23 protein-coding genes and 1 tRNA gene are annotated in these 18,206 nt (G+C 37.3%); 9 read left to right on the forward strand and 15 right to left on the reverse strand.

Features of this window, described 5'->3' with window-relative positions; genetic code table 11:
- Positions 1 to 5: 5 nt before the first annotated feature.
- The 3 genes from B8780_RS05165 to B8780_RS05175 form a co-directional block, all read right to left on the reverse strand.
- Positions 6 to 482, reverse strand: coding sequence for a 30S ribosomal protein S13 (locus tag B8780_RS05165; protein WP_011178020.1), 477 nt, complete (start codon positions 480 to 482; stop codon positions 6 to 8).
- 61 nt (positions 483 to 543) lie between these two features.
- On the reverse strand, positions 544 to 843 hold the full coding sequence (locus tag B8780_RS05170) for a DUF424 domain-containing protein (RefSeq protein WP_011178019.1): 300 nt from the start codon (positions 841 to 843) through the stop codon (positions 544 to 546).
- Positions 840 to 2,918: a minichromosome maintenance protein MCM gene (locus B8780_RS05175; protein ID WP_236719392.1), complete on the reverse strand. Its 2,079-nt coding sequence runs from the start codon at positions 2,916 to 2,918 to the stop codon at positions 840 to 842. Before B8780_RS05175 ends, B8780_RS05170 begins: the two co-directional genes overlap by 4 nt.
- A gap of 87 nt (positions 2,919 to 3,005) precedes the next feature.
- On the opposite strand from B8780_RS05175, the gene B8780_RS05180 reads away from it, so the two are divergent.
- Positions 3,006 to 3,079: transfer RNA gene (locus B8780_RS05180), tRNA-Thr, on the forward strand.
- 2 nt (positions 3,080 to 3,081) lie between these two features.
- On the opposite strand, the gene B8780_RS05185 is transcribed toward B8780_RS05180, so the two are convergent.
- A complete protein-coding gene (locus tag B8780_RS05185; RefSeq protein WP_084272889.1) occupies positions 3,082 to 4,035 on the reverse strand; it encodes an ROK family protein in 954 nt (317 codons plus the stop codon).
- A gap of 14 nt (positions 4,036 to 4,049) precedes the next feature.
- Entirely contained in the window at positions 4,050 to 5,306 is a 1,257-nt protein-coding gene (locus B8780_RS05190; protein ID WP_084272890.1) for an NfeD family protein, read from the reverse strand.
- A 94-nt stretch (positions 5,307 to 5,400) separates the two neighbouring features.
- On the opposite strand from B8780_RS05190, the gene aspS reads away from it, so the two are divergent.
- Positions 5,401 to 6,672 carry an aspartate--tRNA(Asn) ligase gene (aspS, locus tag B8780_RS05195; protein WP_011178015.1) on the forward strand — a complete coding sequence of 424 codons (1,272 nt, stop codon included), beginning with the start codon at positions 5,401 to 5,403 and terminating at the stop codon, positions 6,670 to 6,672.
- Here the strand turns inward: aspS and B8780_RS08355 are convergent.
- From B8780_RS08355 to B8780_RS05205, 3 genes are all read right to left on the reverse strand, one after another.
- Positions 6,637 to 6,771, reverse strand: a complete 135-nt coding sequence (locus B8780_RS08355) for a hypothetical protein (RefSeq protein WP_269087912.1) — start codon at positions 6,769 to 6,771, stop codon at positions 6,637 to 6,639. The genes aspS and B8780_RS08355 overlap by 36 nt on opposite strands.
- A gap of 74 nt (positions 6,772 to 6,845) precedes the next feature.
- On the reverse strand, positions 6,846 to 7,118 hold the full coding sequence (locus B8780_RS05200; protein ID WP_011178014.1) for a hypothetical protein: 273 nt from the start codon (positions 7,116 to 7,118) through the stop codon (positions 6,846 to 6,848).
- 179 nt (positions 7,119 to 7,297) lie between these two features.
- Positions 7,298 to 7,936, reverse strand: a complete 639-nt coding sequence (locus B8780_RS05205) for a fibrillarin-like rRNA/tRNA 2'-O-methyltransferase (RefSeq protein WP_084272891.1) — start codon at positions 7,934 to 7,936, stop codon at positions 7,298 to 7,300.
- 74 nt (positions 7,937 to 8,010) lie between these two features.
- Between B8780_RS05205 and B8780_RS05210 the strand changes: the two genes are divergently transcribed.
- Entirely contained in the window at positions 8,011 to 8,451 is a 441-nt protein-coding gene (locus tag B8780_RS05210; protein ID WP_084272892.1) for a multiprotein bridging factor aMBF1, read from the forward strand.
- Here B8780_RS05210 and otsB read toward each other — a convergent pair.
- Together otsB and B8780_RS05220 are read right to left on the reverse strand one after the other, a co-directional pair.
- Positions 8,448 to 9,185: a trehalose-phosphatase gene (gene otsB, locus B8780_RS05215; protein WP_084272893.1), complete on the reverse strand. Its 738-nt coding sequence runs from the start codon at positions 9,183 to 9,185 to the stop codon at positions 8,448 to 8,450. The two genes, B8780_RS05210 and otsB, sit on opposite strands and share 4 nt — an antisense overlap.
- Positions 9,149 to 10,450, reverse strand: coding sequence for a trehalose-6-phosphate synthase (locus B8780_RS05220; protein ID WP_084272894.1), 1,302 nt, complete (start codon positions 10,448 to 10,450; stop codon positions 9,149 to 9,151). The genes otsB and B8780_RS05220 overlap by 37 nt, the downstream gene beginning before the upstream one ends.
- Before the next feature lie 72 nt (positions 10,451 to 10,522).
- Between B8780_RS05220 and B8780_RS05225 the strand changes: the two genes are divergently transcribed.
- Positions 10,523 to 11,008 carry a DUF2269 family protein gene (locus B8780_RS05225; RefSeq protein ID WP_153274136.1) on the forward strand — a complete coding sequence of 162 codons (486 nt, stop codon included), beginning with the start codon at positions 10,523 to 10,525 and terminating at the stop codon, positions 11,006 to 11,008.
- 1 nt (position 11,009) lies between these two features.
- Here B8780_RS05225 and B8780_RS05230 read toward each other — a convergent pair whose 3' ends face one another.
- The 5 genes from B8780_RS05230 to B8780_RS05250 are packed head-to-tail and all read right to left on the reverse strand — an operon-like array spanning position 11,010 to position 14,868.
- Positions 11,010 to 11,504, reverse strand: a complete 495-nt coding sequence (locus tag B8780_RS05230; RefSeq protein ID WP_011178008.1) for a hypothetical protein — start codon at positions 11,502 to 11,504, stop codon at positions 11,010 to 11,012.
- A gap of 30 nt (positions 11,505 to 11,534) precedes the next feature.
- Positions 11,535 to 11,771: a hypothetical protein gene (locus tag B8780_RS05235; protein WP_011178007.1), complete on the reverse strand. Its 237-nt coding sequence runs from the start codon at positions 11,769 to 11,771 to the stop codon at positions 11,535 to 11,537.
- Between the two features lie 19 nt (positions 11,772 to 11,790).
- Positions 11,791 to 14,016 (reverse strand): phosphoribosylformylglycinamidine synthase subunit PurL, encoded by a 2,226-nt coding sequence (purL, locus tag B8780_RS05240; protein ID WP_084272895.1) that lies wholly within the window; start codon positions 14,014 to 14,016, stop codon positions 11,791 to 11,793.
- A 1-nt stretch (position 14,017) separates the two neighbouring features.
- Positions 14,018 to 14,245: a phosphoribosylformylglycinamidine synthase subunit PurS gene (purS, locus tag B8780_RS05245; RefSeq protein ID WP_084272896.1), complete on the reverse strand. Its 228-nt coding sequence runs from the start codon at positions 14,243 to 14,245 to the stop codon at positions 14,018 to 14,020.
- A gap of 29 nt (positions 14,246 to 14,274) precedes the next feature.
- Positions 14,275 to 14,868 (reverse strand): MBL fold metallo-hydrolase, encoded by a 594-nt coding sequence (locus tag B8780_RS05250; protein ID WP_011178004.1) that lies wholly within the window; start codon positions 14,866 to 14,868, stop codon positions 14,275 to 14,277.
- Positions 14,869 to 14,943: 75 nt separating this feature from the next.
- On the opposite strand from B8780_RS05250, the gene B8780_RS05255 reads away from it, so the two are divergent.
- The 5 genes from B8780_RS05255 to B8780_RS05275 all read left to right on the forward strand — a co-directional run bounded on the left by B8780_RS05255 (position 14,944) and on the right by B8780_RS05275 (position 18,203).
- Positions 14,944 to 15,192, forward strand: coding sequence for a hypothetical protein (locus B8780_RS05255; RefSeq protein ID WP_011178003.1), 249 nt, complete (start codon positions 14,944 to 14,946; stop codon positions 15,190 to 15,192).
- A 49-nt stretch (positions 15,193 to 15,241) separates the two neighbouring features.
- Positions 15,242 to 15,631: an Lrp/AsnC family transcriptional regulator gene (locus B8780_RS05260; protein WP_011178002.1), complete on the forward strand. Its 390-nt coding sequence runs from the start codon at positions 15,242 to 15,244 to the stop codon at positions 15,629 to 15,631.
- A gap of 68 nt (positions 15,632 to 15,699) precedes the next feature.
- Complete coding sequence (gene albA / locus B8780_RS05265; RefSeq protein ID WP_011178001.1) at positions 15,700 to 15,972, forward strand: DNA-binding protein Alba; 273 nt, start codon at positions 15,700 to 15,702, stop codon at positions 15,970 to 15,972.
- A gap of 83 nt (positions 15,973 to 16,055) precedes the next feature.
- Positions 16,056 to 17,042: a polyprenyl synthetase family protein gene (locus B8780_RS05270; protein WP_011178000.1), complete on the forward strand. Its 987-nt coding sequence runs from the start codon at positions 16,056 to 16,058 to the stop codon at positions 17,040 to 17,042.
- Entirely contained in the window at positions 17,043 to 18,203 is a 1,161-nt protein-coding gene (locus B8780_RS05275; protein WP_084272897.1) for an ArsA family ATPase, read from the forward strand.
- Positions 18,204 to 18,206: the final 3 nt, after the last annotated feature.

The following is an 18,206-nucleotide window of genomic DNA, read 5'->3' on the forward strand; positions in this document are numbered from 1 at the left end:
TCACCTCACTTCTTTTCCTCCTTCTTTCTGACGACGCCAATGGCAAGGCCCTTTCTACCGTTTGAGCGCATCCTCTGGCCGCGTACCTTAAGACCGCGCTCGTGCCTTATGCCCTTGTATGACCTCATCTTTTTCATCAGGTTTATATCATCGTTTATCTGCAGATCGAGATCGTTTGAAACAAGGTTAAAATCCTTGCCTGTTGTTATATCCCTTCTATGATTATACATCCAGTATGGAATGCCATCGTACACCTTGCCCTCAATGTACTTTCTTAATTCCTCAATCTTATCCTCGCCAAGCTCACCGATCCTCTGATCTGGATCAAGATCAAGCTTCTTTGCTATGGTTTCAGAAAGCCTTAAACCTATACCTTTAAGATCGGCAAGGGCCAGCTTCAGGGGCCTTTCACCATTTAGATCTTTATTCGCAATTCGCACTATGTACTGGAAATTCTCATTGTTTTTATTCTCCTCTGCCATTTTATCATCCTGTTAAAATCCGTTATTCTTTATTGTTTAAATATATATATTCTTTGCTATGTTATTCAGGCATCCTTGCCATCTGCGCATGTGGCACATCACCAATGTTTATAACATTTTCCGGATCTATAAAATTTGCCTTTATTGCAAGGTCTATAACATGCCTGCCAACAAGGTTTGCTATTGTGCATATGTTCATTGTTGATAAAAAAGTTTCATCTGAAACCTTCATCTCGCCATAGAACTCTGGCTTAACGTTTATGTGAAGCCTGCCGGATCTGAACTCCCTGCCAACCAGCTCGGAATCGGCAGCCGCAAGCAGTATCTCACCGTTTATGTTTGTGACCTTCATTGTTATCATTTTATCACATCTATACGATTGCTGGATGGTTCGTAAAGAAATCCACCGATTTTAAGCTTTTGTATGCTGTTCTCTGCGTCCTTCCTTGAAATACCTCTTGATGCAAGGTACTCTATAACATCGTCTATCTCAGGAGGCCTTTTATTTTCGTTCTTTAATTCCTTTATTACATCCATGATGAGCTCTGCCTCGTTTCTCTGCCTTGAGCTCATGCCAGTATTTAATATATCAATGTCAACCTTACCGTTTATGGCAGAAACATCCTTTAAATAGTAATCAACTATGCTCTTGGCCAGAAGTGCATCGGCCTCTGTTACAATACTTGAAAGCCTGGCCCTTGCGGCAGCCTCGGCAAGCCTTATTGTGGATTCCAGCTGCCTTGCGGTTATTGGTATTGAATCAACACCTGAGGATCTTGTATTTACATATTCCTCCCTTAGTATCCTTATTGCCTCGTCAGAAAGCCTTGGAAAAATCCTGTTTTTTGCATATGATATGTATTTTCTTATTAAATCCTTGTCTATCTCCGGTATGTATTTTTCCTCGTCAGGTATATCTATATTTATATTTGTATTCTCTATGCTTCGGTATATCTCGCCTATTCTATGGGTCATCAGTATATGCTCGGCAAGCCTGGAATCATTATCCTTGTTTGGCGTGTCAACAAGCTTGAATATAATATCAAACCTGGAAAGCAGTGGCGGTGGAAAATCTATCTGCTCGGCTATTGTCCTTGTAACATCGTACCTTCCAAACTTTGGATTTGCAGCAGCAAGTATTGAGCACCTAGATTTTAATGTGGCCATTATGCCTGCCTTTGATATTGTTACAGACTGCTGCTCCATGGCCTCATGCATTGACGCTGTATCCCTTTGATCCATCTTGTCAAGCTCATCTATTGCTGCAAAGCCATTATCGGCAAGCACAAGGGCACCTGCCTCAAGTGTCCAGCGCCCCTCGCCGAAGTCATCACGAACTGCAGCGGCTGTTAGACCCGCGGCACTTGAACCCTTTCCAAAGGCAAAGACGCTCCTTGGGGCAAGTGATGTCATGTATCTTAATAATTGTGACTTGGCGGTACCTGGATCGCCAACCATTAAAATATGTATATCACCGCGTATTGTTGTTCCATCCTTTAATACCTTGCGGACACCACCAAAGAGCTGCAAAACAAGCGCCTTTTTTATAACCTCAAGGCCATAGATCGATGGCGCTATTGATCTTGATAATCTGTCTATTATATCAGGACATGACGATAACTTTTTTATATTTTCCTCATCCTCATCTGTTATTCTTATATCCTCGAAGTCCTTTGTCTCCTTTTTAAAATTGTTTGCATACAAAAATATGTTGAATTCCGTTAATTTAATTGAACCTATAAATTTTTGATCTGCCTTTAATATACCGTATATTGTTACACGATCTCCAGGAAAGATCTTGCCGGTGATATCATCCTCCATAATAACGGTCATTCTCTGCGGCTGCGAGGTTCCATCAAGCGTGTCAGGATTCTCCTGAATTTCAAGCTTCTGTGTATCTATAAACGTTGACTGATCTATTTCAAGGATGAATTTACCGTGATAATTGCAGCTGTCGCATTTTGCCGGCTCGTTCATCTTTCTGTAGTACTCTGTTTCAGATATTATGGACCCACAGTTGGGGCAGCGGAATACCGCTATATCGAGCCTTGGCAGCACCTCTGTGTTCTTTCTTATTATTCCGGTAACTGAGATAAAAGTATCAACGTTTGTGCTTCTGACATTTCTTATCTCGTATTTAAAATTCCTTTCAGGTATGTCCTTTAATCTAATATTTAATCTGCTTATCTTCTCCCTTGTTCTTCCTATATATGTCTTTAAGTAATCCTCACCGACTGAAAGATATGTGACCGGGTCCTTTCTTATATTATCTGCAAAATCAATGTCAAATGATGATAGATCCTTATATGAAATGTACAGCGACCTCTCATCTGGGTATCTCTCTCTAAGCCTGTTTATATCGCTTTCATAATCATATCTATCGAAAAAATCGGCCCATCTCTTTTTAATTAAATCAATCTCGGCCTGTTCAATCATAAGCATTTATTAATGCTCTATGAGTATTTATTGTTTTAGATAATGAATTCAAAAGAAATTTATATAAATAAAAGATACTGGCATAAGGCCGTCGTAGCTCAGCCTGGTAGAGCGCGTGCTTGGTAAGCACGAGGTCGCGGGATCGAATCCCGTCGGCGGCTCTTTAATCATAATACATTGTTATTGCTATTGAGCCAATATCTGCACCATTTTCCAGTGCCTTTACAATCCTGACGTTCCTCTTAAGGCTTTTTATCTCCTCCTTTATTGCCATTCTCAACGGTTTAAAGAGCTTCTCGCCCTCGAATGACAGGCCGCCGCCGATTATAATAAGCTCCGGGTCAAGTATGTTTATTAGATTAACTATGCCAAACGCTATATAATATATCGTCTCCTCAACCATTAGCTGTGCGAACATGTCCCCTTTATCCATTGCCCTGAAAACAGCCTTTGCATCAATCTCTGATGACCTAAGCTTTGAGAGCTCTGTTGAGTCCCTGAGAGCCGTTATATTTTCCATCGTGCGTCTTGCAATACCCTTGCCTGATGCAATGGTTTCCCAGCAGCCGCGCCTTCCACAACCGCATACCGAGCCGTTTGGCATTATTGCCATGTGGCCAACCTCACCGGCCATGCCGTGAGATCCCTTGTATAATCTTCCATTTATAAATATCCCGGCGCCTATGCCAGTGCTCAATGTTATATATATAAAATTATCAACATTTTTGCCTGATCCGAAGATTCTTTCTGAAATTGCCGCTGCAGCCGCATCATTATCAAGATATACCGGAACATTGAAATGATCCTCCAATGGTTTTTTTATATTGAAATTTTTTAAGCCTATAATGTTCGGTGATGCAACTATTATACCGTTCTTTGAATCAACAGGACCCGCAAAGATTATTCCAACCTTGTCTATTGAATTTATATGATTTTTTCTTAGAAGCTCCTCGCCCATGGCAATTAACTCGGCCGAAAGACCCTCCTTGCCGTATTCCTTCAATGTTCTTTTCCTTAATGTATCGTGAATCTTCCCTGTTTCATCACCAATAACAGCGGAAATCTTGGTTCCGCCAACATCATAACCAAGTATAAAGCCCATCGGCTTATAATGCATAAAATAAATATAAATTAATGCTTTTTTATTATAAGCTTCAGGCCGCTGCGTCCCAGGACAACGATCTCATCGTTTCTTTTTATTTCTGTTTCGCCCTTGTTTATGGCCTCCCATGCAACGCCGTCTATCGAGACCTGGCCGGTACCGTTTTTTGGTATATCATTTAATGAATAACCGGTCTGCCCTACTATTGATTCAGAGCCTGTGTACCTCCTTCTTGTCTGGGAAAGGTATATTCTGCTTATATAATATATAAAGATAAAGCCAAGTATAAGTATTATGATTATTGCTATTAGTATATTATATCCATATGGTGACGGTGAGTACCCGGGATTTGATGAATAGTATGGCGATGCCAGAAAGTATATTCCAAGCGAGCCTGTCAAAAGGCCTGATAACAGGGCAATGCCATGGTTTGTCTTAAACTCAAGCATCATTAGGACTGCCCCGAGGATCAATAGTATTATTCCAACAATTGAGGCATCAATAAGCTCCGCGCCGAGGAAGCCTAAGATAATTGATGTTATGCCTATCACTGATAGTATTATGCTACCGTGATATAAATCTATAAGTATTGCAAAGAAACCAATTAATATTAAAAGACCTGAAACCTCAGGATTACTTAAAAAGCTTAAAAATTGGTCATAAAGGTTCTCATTAACATATATGTATCTTCCATGCACCATGTCTTTTAAAAATTCTGTGAAATTATTGCATATGCCATTTATTAAACCGATTTTATATGCCTCATTTGATGTGTATGCGGTATTATTGATCACCATTGAGTAGGCAGCGGTCTCATTCCTTTTATGTGCAATGGCCATGCTCTCCATGAGTGCTGCCATGGCATTTTTTGTATGATTTTCCTCAAGCGGTGTGCCACCAACAACGATTGGTGTTGATGGCCCTATGTATGATCCACTGCCCATGTAGATATAATCGCTTGCCATTGCAACGTATGATCCGGCGGATGCTGCCATGCCATCATCAGGAACGTATGTATAAACAGGTATTCCTCTTTGCTCGGTTTTATTTATGCAATTAACCATCTGAAGCATGTTTTCCAGTATGCCGCCTGGTGTGTTCATGTATATTACAACAGCGCTGTAATTTTTAGACATGGCATGGAACATGTTTGATGACCCTGAATCTATCTCCTCTGTCAGGTTTATTATTAAAACATTGCCATGATTTATAACTGGCTGGCTTTTATGAATGCCAGGAACGAATATTAAAATTGAGATTATGATTATAATTAATAATAGTTTCATATCATTATAATATATAATTTAGTTTATTAATATTTTTATAATTTTTTAATTTATACCCGGCAAAGAATTAATACAAGTTATATATAACAGAGCAATGAGGAATTATATAAAGGATGCTGCGGATCTTGATGAGGTTGAGCTCAGCGGCTGGGCAGAGGATATAAGAAGGATAAAGAGCATTGTTTTTATAATACTAAGGGATGTTACCGGCAGAATCCAGGTAACGGTTAAATCAGAAAATGTTAAAAATTTTGATGAGGTTTATAAAATTAACAGGGAGAGTGTTTTAAAGGTTCATGGAACTGTAGATCATCAAAGCAGAAGCAAATCCGGTATAGAGATAATAGCAGATTCTGTTGAAATATTAAATGCTGCAGAGGCACCACTTCCATTGGGCGTGGTTGACAAAGTGCAGGCCGATCTTGATACAAGGTTAAATAATAGATACATAGATCTAAGAAAGGATGAAAATTTGATAATATTCAAGGCCCAATCCACCCTGCTATGGGGCATCAGAGAATATTTAAACAGGCTTGGATTTATCGAGGTGCACACACCAAAGATTGTTGCAGCCGCAACAGAGGGTGGGGCCGATCTTTTCCCTGTAAAATATTTTGAAAGGGATGCTTATTTAAACCAGTCCCCACAGCTCTACAAGGAGATACTTATGGCCGCGGGCTTTGAAAAGGTCTTCGAGGTTGGACCGGCCTTCAGGGCGGAGAAGGAAAACACTCTGAGGCATTTAAATGAATTTACATCGATAGATATCGAGATGAGCTTTGCCGATCATAATGATGTAATGGATGTCCTTGAAAATACCGTAAAAAATGCAATAAATACTTTAAAGAACAATCTTGGTGATGAATTAAATAAACACGGATTTAACATAGATTCAATAAACGGCAGGATACCAAGAATAACATATAGGGAGGCCATTGATTATCTAAACAGCTCCGGATTTCAGATGAACTTTGGTGATGATTTTTCACCGGAGGCCGCAAGGGTTCTTGGCGAGAGGTATAAATCATTTTATTTCATAACCGAGTGGCCAGTATCTTTAAGACCGTTTTACACAATGAAAAAGGATGATGAGACAACAAAATCATTTGATCTTCAGTTAAGGGAGCTCGAGATATGCTCTGGAGCACAGAGGATACATAGATACGATGACCTTGTAAACAATATAAAAAATAAGGGATTAAACCCTGAAAGCTTTACATTCTATTTAAGCGCCTTCAGGTATGGCATGCCACCACATGCTGGATGGGCCATAGGCCTTGAAAGGCTTACAATGAATCTGCTTGGAATTAAAAACGTTCGTGAGACAACATTATTTCCTCGTGATAGAACCAGACTTCTTCCTTGATATTTTTTTGTTATCCTCCCATATGTCCCTTTCCATCTCCTCATAGCTGCCTATCTCATCAGATAGCGAATTTTTCGAATTTTTCTTGTATAGTGCCATACACTATCAATAATAATATTAGAATAGATATATATAAAGTTTTCTATCAGAACACCAAAAAACAAAATAAAAAATTATGGTGTTTGTCTTGGCTTATTAACAACAACAATTGTCGGTGATATTATATACTTAGACTTTGATGTCCTTTCAATTGAAACCAGAGCACTCTTCTTTGATGTCCTGTTGAAGAATCTTAGGAGCTCCTCAAGCAGGCTCTTATTCATTGCAAGCTCTACCGATACTGGGGTTCCGTTGTTAAACCACGTTGCGATTATCGATTTATTAGCCCCGGATAAATCGTCTTTATATATTTCAAAATCATACTTTTGCCCTTTCTCTATCTTCAAGGCTATTACCTATCTAAATATAAAAAATAATCTTATATAAGCTTTTTCAGTGTTTTTTTGCAACATTATAATTTATTCATGATAATTTTTGGAAAAATAACAATATAATAAAATATTATACTCAAAATATTCGGTTTAAATGCAAAAATAAAGAGGAAAATCATAAAAAATTGCAATTTTCATCTTTCCATGTAAACAAGGTAGTTGCCTATGTCATATGGTCTTAAATCTATAATCTCTTTTATATTATATTTCCTAATACTGGAAATGGTCTCTTTTAATATTTTCTTCTCCGGATCCTTTGATGATATTGCCTTTATTTTTATTATAAGTATTGCTGACCTTGGTTTAAAAATATCTGCGTTTTGATTAAATATCTGTACCTGATTTCTCTGTGCTATATCCTGGTATATAAAATCGCATTTTTCAACAAAGAATTTATATCTTTCAACAAGGTTTGCATCCTCAAGTATTGGAAATATGTTATTTCTTGTCTGTGAAAGCGAGTAAAGCTTAACAAATGAATCGTATGAAAGCTCAACGGCATAGAGCCTGCCTGAGATGCATATATCAGATAGATGGCTTACAGTTGTACCTGTCGATGCACCAAGGTACAGTATGTTCAATTTTTTGTCAAAATTCGCATGTTTGAATCCCTTTAATATTGCCGCGGCAAGCTTGCTGCGCCTTGGATCCCACTCCCTTAAATAACTGTGCTTTTTCCTTATTATTTTTTCGCCATATACACGTTTATTGGTCTCTGATAATGTGTAAATTGATTTGTTATCCCTGAATATTCTATTGAAAATCTCCTGCATTGATCTTTATTATTAAATGGAATAAAAATATTTCAATAGAAAAACATATATAATGTTATAAACATTATATTATCATGGAATGCGAGATGTGTGGTAGAAACGTACCACAGTTAAAAAGGGTCAGGGTCTCAGGGGCAATAATGAACGTCTGCCCAGCCTGCGCCAGGTTTGGAGAGCCTGTTGATGAGCCCAGAAAGCAGGAAATTAAAGATGATATAAAAGTTAAAATACCTGAAAAGAAGATCATTGTAAAAACATACAAGAAACCATATAAAAAGTATAAAAGGCCAGCAGGTGATGATGTTGAAAGCCTTGATATAGTTGAGGACTATGCATCATTAATAAAATCTGCAAGGGAGAGGCTTTCAATGACGCAGGAGGATCTTGCAAGGAAGGTCCTTGAAAGAAAGAATGTGATATCAAATATCGAACGTGGTGACCTGCTCCCGAGCATAGAAACCGCAAAAAAGCTTGAGAAGGTTCTTGGCATAAAATTAATTGAGACCGAGTATTAAATGTTTATTATATTTATTAATATGTTTCTGACATCAAGATAGCTTTTTAGCCTGAACCTTGCCGCTGTATTTCCAGGCCCTATTTTTACTGTTATTGCATCAGTGTTCTCAATGAATGAATCCTCATCAGTTAAATCATCGCCAAAGATAATAACAGGTCTTTTTCTGTTCCTCATCATTTTTATGGCCCTGCCTTTATTTATTCCAGGGAATCTTATCTCAACGATATTTATCCCATGATATGATTCCAGATTATTATTAAATGCTATTTTATCAACAATTTTTATAATCTCATCTCTATTATCAACGTTGCCAAGGTGAAAGAGAACACCGCCATTTTTATTATATATCCTTAGACCATGATATAAATCTTCAAGATGTTTATAATTAAGAAATATTTTATTACATGAATCAAGAAATTTATCAAAGCCAGGATACTTTAACGTTTCATTGTTTATATAAAATAATGCACCGTGCAGCGCTATTATATTAAGATTCCCAAGACATCTTCTTGTATCATCAAGGGAGCGGCCCGTTATTATATACATTTCAAATCTCCTGTTTATCTCTGATATTATGTAATTTAATTCGCTGTCAAAATAGCAGCCGATGGGATCGTTGACTATTGGAACCAGGGTGCCATCGTAATCAAGAAATATCTGTGGTTCGTATTCAATTATTTTATTTATCTCTTTCATTACCTCGGAAGTGCTGTTATACGCCTGTACCACCATTTTATATCCCTCTTAACAACAGTGTTTTTAAGTTTTGATATCATATTATTTCTCTCGTTAACATCCATGCTAAGTGCCTTTAGTATTGCATTTGCAGTTTCCTTTATATTATAAGGGTTCACAGTTATTGCGCTTGAAAGTTCCTTTGATGCACCCGCAAATCTTGATATTATTAAAACACCATTTTCCGTTGTGGCAACGAACTCCTTACTTACAAGATTTAGACCGTCTATAAGCGGCGTTATTAATGCAACGTCCGCGGATTTGTAATATGATAATAGTGTTTTATCCCTTATCTTTCTGTACATGTATATTATTGGTCTCCAGTCTATTGTACCAAAGCGGCCATTAACCCGGCCAACTGACATTTCAAGCTCCTTTTTCATGTTTATGTATTCGCTTACTGTTGTCCTGCTTGGGGTTACATTCATTATATAAACAAACTTTTTTAATAATTCAGGATGCTCTGTCAAAAGATCCTCAATGGCAAGAACCCTAAGCGTTAAACCCTTTGTGTAATCAAGCCTGTCTATTGAGAATATGATCTTTGCCTTTATATTGTTAATCTTTTTTGCATTTTTAGGCGAGAAAAACTTTGTATCAATGCCGAGAGGTATTGAATAGACCCTTGAAGGTGTCGATGAACCGAGAAGGAATCTCTGTGAATTTATAAAATTCTCGCGGTAATTATCTATGTGAAATGTAATGTAATTGCTGCTTGATATGCTTTTTATTATTTCCCTGGATTCCGGTATTATTGAAAAGAATTCCGGGCTTACCCATGGTATGTGCCATGTGAATATGATTTTGTTCTTTACATTGCTTTCCCTTAGAATCCCGGGGAGCATTGCCAGCTGGTAATCGTGTATCCATATAACAGTATCATCATCAATGTTTTCAATAACCTCCCTGGCAAATTTCCTGTTAACCTCAAGGTAGTATCTAAAAGCATCTTTGTAAAATGTTGTTCTGTCCCTGAAATAATGAAACACAGGCCATAGCGTGCCGTTTGAGTATTCATCATAAAACTTCTTTTTCTCGGTTGAATTTAATATTATTCTTTTTATTACGTAATTTGAAAAGTTTTCACTTTTATAGTTAATGTCCAGTGAACCACTGCCCCAGCATACCCATGTGCCACCGTTTTTTGATAACAGCATTTTCAATGCCGTGGCAACACCGCCAACATTATTTTCTATCGTTTCATTTTTACCCTTTTTTTCGTGTGAAAATGGCCCACGGCTGGTCACTACCAGGTATTTCATATTAGATTATAGCATAATATATTATAAATTTATAAATTACAAAGTTAATATAATATTTAAAGATAAACGGGCATGCTGAGGATAATAATGCTTTTACTCCTGCTTATACATGTTTTTTCGGCAATAATCTTTGTTGGTGGATCAATATTCATCTGGGCCATTCTATGGCCGGAGAGCTATAAACTTAATGATGAGAAGATGAGAACAAGGCTGCTTGGTTTTGTTGGAAAGAGATTTGCACTTTACACTAATGTCTCATTTGGCCTTTTAATAGTTACAGGTCTAATAATGACGTATAAGTATCTCCTTAATTTCAATCTGTACTTTAAAAGCCTCTTTGGTGAGCTGCTGTTCACGGCCGAGATACTTGTTATAATACTTTTAATAGTAATGTACGGGAATAACATTTATCATGGGAAGCTCATTGTAAGGTTAAACGAGCAGGGTAGATTTGATGAGATAAAAAGGATAAGGAAGAGAACGCATTTTTATTCCATGTTAACCATGGCAATTATGATTGTTATCGTTGGAATAATGGTTACCATGCATGTTTATTAAATTACTTCTTTTTTAATATTAGGCCTATCATTAAAACAAAGAAGCCGGCAACGGAGATTGGTATTCCAGCAGTTACTATATCAGCGTACCTGTTAAGATTGTTTATCTCGGCAGGCGTTGCTATTGTGTATGCTATAATGCCAGGCGATTTGCTTGAAAATTCAACATAGATGTATCTTCCATTGTTTGTTAAATTGCAGTAGTAAAGGCCGTCTGTTGTTGATTTGTCTGGCCTTATTGTATAATTTGCAATGTTTGATGCGGTTACATATTTCAAATTTGAATTGCATATCAATCCGGATTCATTGTTTCCACCAGATACTATGACAATTTCACCTGCATGATATGTAAATGAATCTGTTGTGTACTCGTTGTTACTTATCTGTATTAAATTATCGTATGTTGGTGCCCTCTCAATACCCTCGTAGCCTGAAACCATCAATATTACACCAACGATGAGTACAATAAGGCCTATGAAAACAATTCTTTTTCGCATGTTGAAAATATCAAAAAAGGTTATTTAAAATTATAGCTCTATCTCACCTGATTCTATCTCATTTATTAATCTTTGATATATTTTTTCTATGTCATTTTCATTGTAATCACAGTCATAGGCCTCCATGTATATCTCAAAACCATCAGTTTTATTTCCTGGAAAGATCTTGGCATATCCACAGTTTTTGCCTGAAAAATTTAATCTGTAAAAGAGCACAAGTGTGACATCCTTATCTTCTATGTATTTTACCTTTTTTATTGAATCCATAAAAAATAATGCATTTTTATTATAAATACTTGCCCAGGCCTGAATCCCAGAGATTTCTGAGTTCGTTTATTCTTGCATTAAATACCATGTTCTCACCGTCCATCACGGTAATGTCGTCGCATGTATATCCAAGCTTTATTCCAAGATTGTTAAATACAATTTCTGATTCCAATGGAACCTCAACTACTATTGCAGTGCCATGCTCTGAGAACAGCTTGTTTTCAAGATTCATCTTTATATCCTTTAGATTTACATTGAAACCTATGTTTTTGCCAAATGACATTTCAATCAATGCTGCTATTATGCCACCGTCTGATACATCGTGTGCCGCGAGTATTTTTTCTTTATTTTCCTTTATTATATTATAAACATTGCAAAGATCATTTATATTTGAATTATGATAATCATAGCATTTTATATCCTTCAATTTTGAGTAAACCGTGCCTGCCAGGCTTCCATTGATGCTCCCTATTAGATATATCAATGAATTTTTATTTTTAAATTCTGTTGTTATGGCCTTTCTTACATCATCAATGATTCCGGTCATCATAATGTTTGGAGTCGGCATGATGTCACTTACGTTTTTATTGTAGAAGCTCACGTTACCTGAAACGAGCTGCAGCTTAAATTTCAATGTAAAATCACGTATTGCCTTTAATGTTTCAACAAATGAGTACATTGTTTCCTCGTTTTCAGGGTTACCAAAATTAAGTGAATCGACTATGGCATCAGGCTCGGCACCTGTTACAATAATATTTTTGTATGCCTCTATAAGCGATTCAAGTGCACCACCATATGGATCTATTGCGCACAGCATGGGCTTTGATCCGGATGTAACCGCTATTCCTGCGAAGCTATCATCAACGGGTTTTATAACAGCGGCATCTGAGTGTGTTTCATTATTTGGCAAACCTGTAAGCGGTCTTACTATGGTTGCACCGCGAACCGTATGATCATACTGCCTTATAACCGGTGCACGTGAGCAAACATTTATGGATGATATTAATGATATTATCGATTTATTTATATCATCGTCCCTAAATGGTTCGCTTTTGCATCTGTTTCTTGGCTTTTTGTATGGCCTCTGATACACAGGAGTCTGTGATATGAATTCCAGTGGAAGATCAAAAACCTTCTCATTTTTATAGTATATCTCAAGATTTTTCTTCTCCTCGGCCCTTCCTATGACGGAGAACTCAATGTTCCATTTATCAAGAACATCCTTTATCTGTGGAAGATTTCTTTCATCAGAGGATATTAACATCCTCTCCTGTGATTCACTGATCCAGATCTCCCATGGAAGCATGTTATCATCCTTTAAAAGAACGGAATCAAGATTTATGGTGCCGCCAAGGTTTCCGGCGTAGAGCATCTCTGTAACAGCACTTGAAAGGCCGCCGCCACCAAGATCCTTCATACCTGTTATCAGGCCAAGGTCATTAAGTTCAAGTATTGCGTGTATCAAAGGCTCCTCGACTATTGGATTTCCAAGCTGAACAGCGTTTCTGTTTTCTCCATTTTTTAAATCGAGGACCCTTGATGCAAAATTGACGCCATGAATGCCATCACGGCCGGTACGCCCTCCGCATAGTATTAATATGTCACGCGCCTTCTGGACCCTGCTTCTCACAATTTTATCCTTTCTTGATATGCCTATACATCCGGCATTGACAATTGGTGAGGTATTATAGCCCTCATGGAAATAAATTGAACCCGCGACATTTGGTATTCCAAGCCTGTTACCATAGTCCCTTATGCCGGAAACAACGCCGTTTATTATAAACCTCTCAGATAAAAAACCGGATTTGTTATCCGGGTCGCCAAAGTAAAGTGAATCGACAAGTGCAACAGGCTGGGCACCCATGCATAGCACGTCCCTTATGATTCCACCCACGCCTGTTGCAGCACCACCGTATGGTTCAACTGCGCTTGGGTGGTTATGGCTCTCCATTTTAACAACATAGACGTAATCATCATTAAATTTTACAACGCCAGCGTCATCTTCCATGGCAAGTATCGTTCTCTCATTTCTTAAATTTGATAGATACTTTTTAAGATAAAATTTGGAGCTCTTATAACATGAATGCTCGCTCCATGACTGTGCTATTGCCTGCAGCTCCACATCACTGGGATTTCTTTTTATTTCTGTGAAGTATTTTTTAATTAATAGCATTTCATCATGGCTGAGCGCAAGCGACTTTCCAATTAAATCAAGATCATTGTCAGAACAGTTTATTATGTCCATATCAATCACGAATAATTTTATAGCTCTGTATAACCGGGTTCGTTAAAATCCTGCCTGCAATTTCATCAAGAACGTTATATGAATCGTCATCAAGGGTGAATTCATAGATCTTTTTTATTGATAGGCCCTTAATGCCATTATAGCCAAGCATGGAGAGATTTCTCTCTATGCTCAGTGCCTCAGGATCCTCAACGTTTGGAAGATAAGTAACCTCTATCTTAGCCTTCATGATGATAAATGAATATGTATGAATTAAATCTATCGTTTTATCCTTCCATGTGCAGGATATATTGAATTAAAATCCATCATTTCTATTTTTTTCAATGAAAGCTCTGCATCCTTTTGATCGTTTACAAACATCATGTCAACCTTTAATTTCCTGAAACCATATGTTGCCGCGTCACCTGTGAATAATGCCTTCTCTGGTTTGTAAAATATTGAAACACTGCCGGATGTGTATCCCGGTGTATCAATTACCAAAAAATCGTTTAAATTAAATTTTTCATATGAAAAAACGTTCTTTACAGTATCTATTGATATACCCTTGGATTCGATATATGATACAAAGCCCTTTCTTTCCCTTGGCTTTGTAACAAGATCCATGTCATTTTTATTTATATATATTTCCGGTGAGTATTCATCATAAATGGCCTTCAATGAACCGGCATGATCATATGTACCGGATGTTAAAAGTATGTACTCAGGTTTTATATTCATTGATTTATAAAAATTGTTTATCTTAACAAAATCGTTCTTTATGCCCGCATCAATTTGAACTATATGATCAGAGATTACAACGTAAACGTGTGATACTGTCCTGTCTATATAATATACATGATCGCTGAGCTTCATTCTTAAACAATTAAAAACAAAATATTAATTTTTTTAATCAATTAACATTTTATAGAATCTTATCATACTTTAATCATGGATGAGAACGGCGTGATGGGATTTAAACTTGAAGAGGAACCTAAATGGGTAACGGTAACCCTGGATGATGGAACGGTGATGCAGATAAAGATGGAGATCATTGCCATAGCAAGGAATGGGAACGATATAAATACAGGGCTTCCAATATACATGATCCAGGCAACAAACATAATGAGGCTGCTGAGGGTTCCAAGGGAGCTTATAAAGAAGCCTGAAAACACAGAGAATAAAAATTTATACAGATGATTTTTTATATATTCTATAAATTTAAATTTATTCTTAATATACTTATAACATGGATGATAAAGATAAAAAGATTATAGAGATGCTTATAAAGAATTCAAGAACCAGCAACATGGATATTGCCCGGCAGCTTAACGTATCAGAGGGCACAATAAGAAAGAGAATAGAAAAGCTTGTAAATGATGGTATAATAACAAAGTTTACAATTGAAACAACATCAAGTGTTGATGCAATTGTTTTAATAAAGGTTGATCCATCACTGGCAGGTTCTGTTATAAAAACCTTAAAGGCAGAGTACAATGATATATATGAATACTCCGGAAGTGTTGACATAGCCGTTAGGCTTAGATGCACCTCTCTTGATGAATTGAACAGTGAGGTGGATTCAATAAGGAATATTCACGGTGTAATAAACACAGATACATTAATAAGATTAAAATAAATGTTTAAATAAAGATAATCGATATAATTATATATTGCTATTTAATTTAGTTTAAGAGGAGAACCACTATGGCAGAGGAGAATGTGATCTTTGTGGGAAAGAAACCAACGATGAACTATGTTCTTGCTATCGTGACGCAGTTTAACAACAATTCAACCAGCCGCATTGTTATTAAGGCCAGGGGTAAGGCCATAAGCAAGGCTGTTGACATTGCAGAGATAACGAGGCACAAGTTCATACAGGATGCTAAATACGATGAGATAAAACTTGATACGGAAAGCTTACAGGGTGAGAAGGGAGAATCCAACGTATCTTCAATAGAGATCGTTTTAACAAGATAAATTTCAATTTTTTTATAAAAATAAATTTCATGCTAAAAGCTTAAATTTAATAATTCTATATTAGTGCTGCCTGGGGTATATTCATGAAGGATTTTTATGACTGGCAGTACAGCATGAGGAGCAAGATAGCAGAGATTAATCAGAGGCTTTTGGATTCAATCCAAACAGATGAAAAGTATCTTTATGATATGGCAAGGTACACCATTGAGGCTGGCGGCAAAAGATTCAGACCATTATTAACAATACTTTCATTTGAGATTGCCTCAGGGGAATCATATGAAAAGATTCTTGACCTGGCAGCGGGCTATGAGCTTATACACACTGCAAGCCTGATACATGATGATATAATAGATCACTCGGACATGAGGCGCGGAAGGTACACATTAAGCTATAAAGAGGGTATAAACAACGCAATAGTGGTCGGTGATTATCTATTTGCAAAGGCCTATGAGCTCGGATCAAGATACGGGAAAGAGGTATCCAAAATCATGGCCGATGCCTCAAGCAACCTTGCCGAGGGGCAAATACTCGAGGCCGAGAATATAGGAAATCTAAATATGAATGAGGAGACATATTTAAAAATTATCGAGAATAAGACGGCAAGATTTTTTGCGGCCTGTGCCCTTGGTGCCACAAAGGCTGCCGGTGCGGATTTTGAGATATCAAACAGGCTTAGCAATTTTGCATACAATATGGGCATGGCCTTTCAGATAACAGATGATATATTAGATATTATAGGCAACGAAAAGGATATGGGCAAACCGGCCATGGTTGATCTTGGCCATGATGTGATAACCCTTCCAATAATATATTCACTTAAAAACAATTATTATAATAATAAAATAAGGGATATACTTACAGGGAATTACAAATCTCCTGATTTGAAGGATAAGTTTAAAAATATAATGATGGAAACCGGTGCAATTGAATACTCATTTAAGGTTGCCAAGGATTATATAAATAAATCTGTATCCTATTTATCAGGAATAGGCAGATCCAGGGATCTGGATCTTTTAATGGAGCTTGCCATGATAGTTATAGAAAGAATTGATGAGGCAGGTTTGATGTAAATGTCCAGGGTTATATTATACACAGGCAAGGGTGGTGTTGGTAAAACAAGTGTTGCAGCGGCAACTGCTGCAATGATATCTAAAAAAAGGAAGACGCTGGTCATGTCAACAGATCCGGCTCATTCACTATCAGATTCCCTTAAATTTGATATTGGCTCAGAGCCGACAAAAATAGAGAAAAATCTCTATGCACAGGAGATAAACATAAACCAGGCAATAAACCAGCACTGGGAGGATTTAAAGGAGTATTTAACGGCACTATTCCAGTACCAGGGAATAGATCCAATATCGGCCGACGAGATTGCTATACTTCCAGGTTTTGAGGAGGCCACATATCTTTTATATATAAACGATTATATAAAGGAGGATTCCTTTGATACGATCATCGTTGATAGCGCACCGACCGGTGAATCATTGCGCCTGCTATCTTTTCCAGAGGTAATGACCTGGTACATGGATAAGATATTCCCAATAGGAAGAACGGCAGCAAAGATAGCAAGACCACTTGTGAGACCATTTACAGGCGGCATGCCGCTGCCATCAGACAGGGTCTTTAAAAGCGCCGAGACACTATACAAAGATCTTTTGAATATACAGGAAATAATGCAGAATTCTGAGATAACATCAATAAGGCTTGTGACAAATGCCGATCACATGTCATTTAATGAGACAAAGAGGGCTTACACATATTTGCTACTTTATGGTTATCCTGTTGATGCCGTGATAGTAAATAAGATATATAGAGAAAACACAGGTGATTTCTTTAAGGCATGGCGTGAATCACAAAATGAGATATTAAATGATATAAATGCAGCCTTTGGGGACATAAAGATCATGAGGGGTTATCTAATGGAAAGGGAGCCTCTTGGAGTAAATGAGCTTTTGAAATTCGGCATGGAGCTTTACGATGGCGAGGATCCATATAATATATTTAAGCATGAAAAACCATATGAGTTTGAGAAGTCCGGGGATAACACAATATTAAAGGTGAAGCTGCCCTTTGCCGAGAAGGGTGAGACAAACCTGTTCAAAAAGGCAGGGGAGCTGATAATAGAGGTAAAAAACTGGCGCCGCATTGTTTATCTCCCACAGACAATATCAGAAAAGGAACCTATGGGTGCGGAGTTTAAGAATGGATATCTATATATAACACTGAGTTGATAT

Source organism: Picrophilus oshimae DSM 9789, from assembly GCF_900176435.1.
Classification (GTDB): domain Archaea; phylum Thermoplasmatota; class Thermoplasmata; order Thermoplasmatales; family Thermoplasmataceae; genus Picrophilus; species Picrophilus oshimae.

Excerpts from the sequence above, each read along its gene's own strand:
- B8780_RS08355 (WP_269087912.1), bottom strand. The coding sequence starts at position 6,771 with ATGGCACTATACAAGAAAAATTCGAAAAATTCGCTATCTGATGAGATA.
- B8780_RS05185 (WP_084272889.1), bottom strand. The coding sequence starts at position 4,035 with ATGCATTATAAGCCGATGGGCTTTATACTTGGTTATGATGTTGGCGGA.
- B8780_RS05210 (WP_084272892.1), top strand. The coding sequence starts at position 8,011 with ATGGAATGCGAGATGTGTGGTAGAAACGTACCACAGTTAAAAAGGGTC.
- otsB (WP_084272893.1), bottom strand. The coding sequence starts at position 9,185 with ATGGTGGTACAGGCGTATAACAGCACTTCCGAGGTAATGAAAGAGATA.
- B8780_RS05175 (WP_236719392.1), bottom strand. The coding sequence starts at position 2,918 with ATGATTGAACAGGCCGAGATTGATTTAATTAAAAAGAGATGGGCCGAT.
- B8780_RS05230 (WP_011178008.1), bottom strand. The coding sequence starts at position 11,504 with ATGCGAAAAAGAATTGTTTTCATAGGCCTTATTGTACTCATCGTTGGT.
- B8780_RS05275 (WP_084272897.1), top strand. The coding sequence starts at position 17,043 with ATGTCCAGGGTTATATTATACACAGGCAAGGGTGGTGTTGGTAAAACA.
- B8780_RS05255 (WP_011178003.1), top strand. The coding sequence starts at position 14,944 with ATGGATGAGAACGGCGTGATGGGATTTAAACTTGAAGAGGAACCTAAA.
- aspS (WP_011178015.1), top strand. The coding sequence starts at position 5,401 with ATGAGGAATTATATAAAGGATGCTGCGGATCTTGATGAGGTTGAGCTC.
- B8780_RS05235 (WP_011178007.1), bottom strand. The coding sequence starts at position 11,771 with ATGGATTCAATAAAAAAGGTAAAATACATAGAAGATAAGGATGTCACA.
- B8780_RS05170 (WP_011178019.1), bottom strand. The coding sequence starts at position 843 with ATGATAACAATGAAGGTCACAAACATAAACGGTGAGATACTGCTTGCG.
- purS (WP_084272896.1), bottom strand. The coding sequence starts at position 14,245 with ATGAAGGCTAAGATAGAGGTTACTTATCTTCCAAACGTTGAGGATCCT.
- B8780_RS05270 (WP_011178000.1), top strand. The coding sequence starts at position 16,056 with ATGAAGGATTTTTATGACTGGCAGTACAGCATGAGGAGCAAGATAGCA.
- purL (WP_084272895.1), bottom strand. The coding sequence starts at position 14,016 with ATGGACATAATAAACTGTTCTGACAATGATCTTGATTTAATTGGAAAG.
- albA (WP_011178001.1), top strand. The coding sequence starts at position 15,700 with ATGGCAGAGGAGAATGTGATCTTTGTGGGAAAGAAACCAACGATGAAC.
- B8780_RS05190 (WP_084272890.1), bottom strand. The coding sequence starts at position 5,306 with ATGAAACTATTATTAATTATAATCATAATCTCAATTTTAATATTCGTT.
- B8780_RS05220 (WP_084272894.1), bottom strand. The coding sequence starts at position 10,450 with ATGAAATACCTGGTAGTGACCAGCCGTGGGCCATTTTCACACGAAAAA.
- B8780_RS05165 (WP_011178020.1), bottom strand. The coding sequence starts at position 482 with ATGGCAGAGGAGAATAAAAACAATGAGAATTTCCAGTACATAGTGCGA.
- B8780_RS05260 (WP_011178002.1), top strand. The coding sequence starts at position 15,242 with ATGGATGATAAAGATAAAAAGATTATAGAGATGCTTATAAAGAATTCA.
- B8780_RS05225 (WP_153274136.1), top strand. The coding sequence starts at position 10,523 with ATGCTGAGGATAATAATGCTTTTACTCCTGCTTATACATGTTTTTTCG.
- B8780_RS05205 (WP_084272891.1), bottom strand. The coding sequence starts at position 7,936 with ATGCAGGAGATTTTCAATAGAATATTCAGGGATAACAAATCAATTTAC.
- B8780_RS05250 (WP_011178004.1), bottom strand. The coding sequence starts at position 14,868 with ATGAAGCTCAGCGATCATGTATATTATATAGACAGGACAGTATCACAC.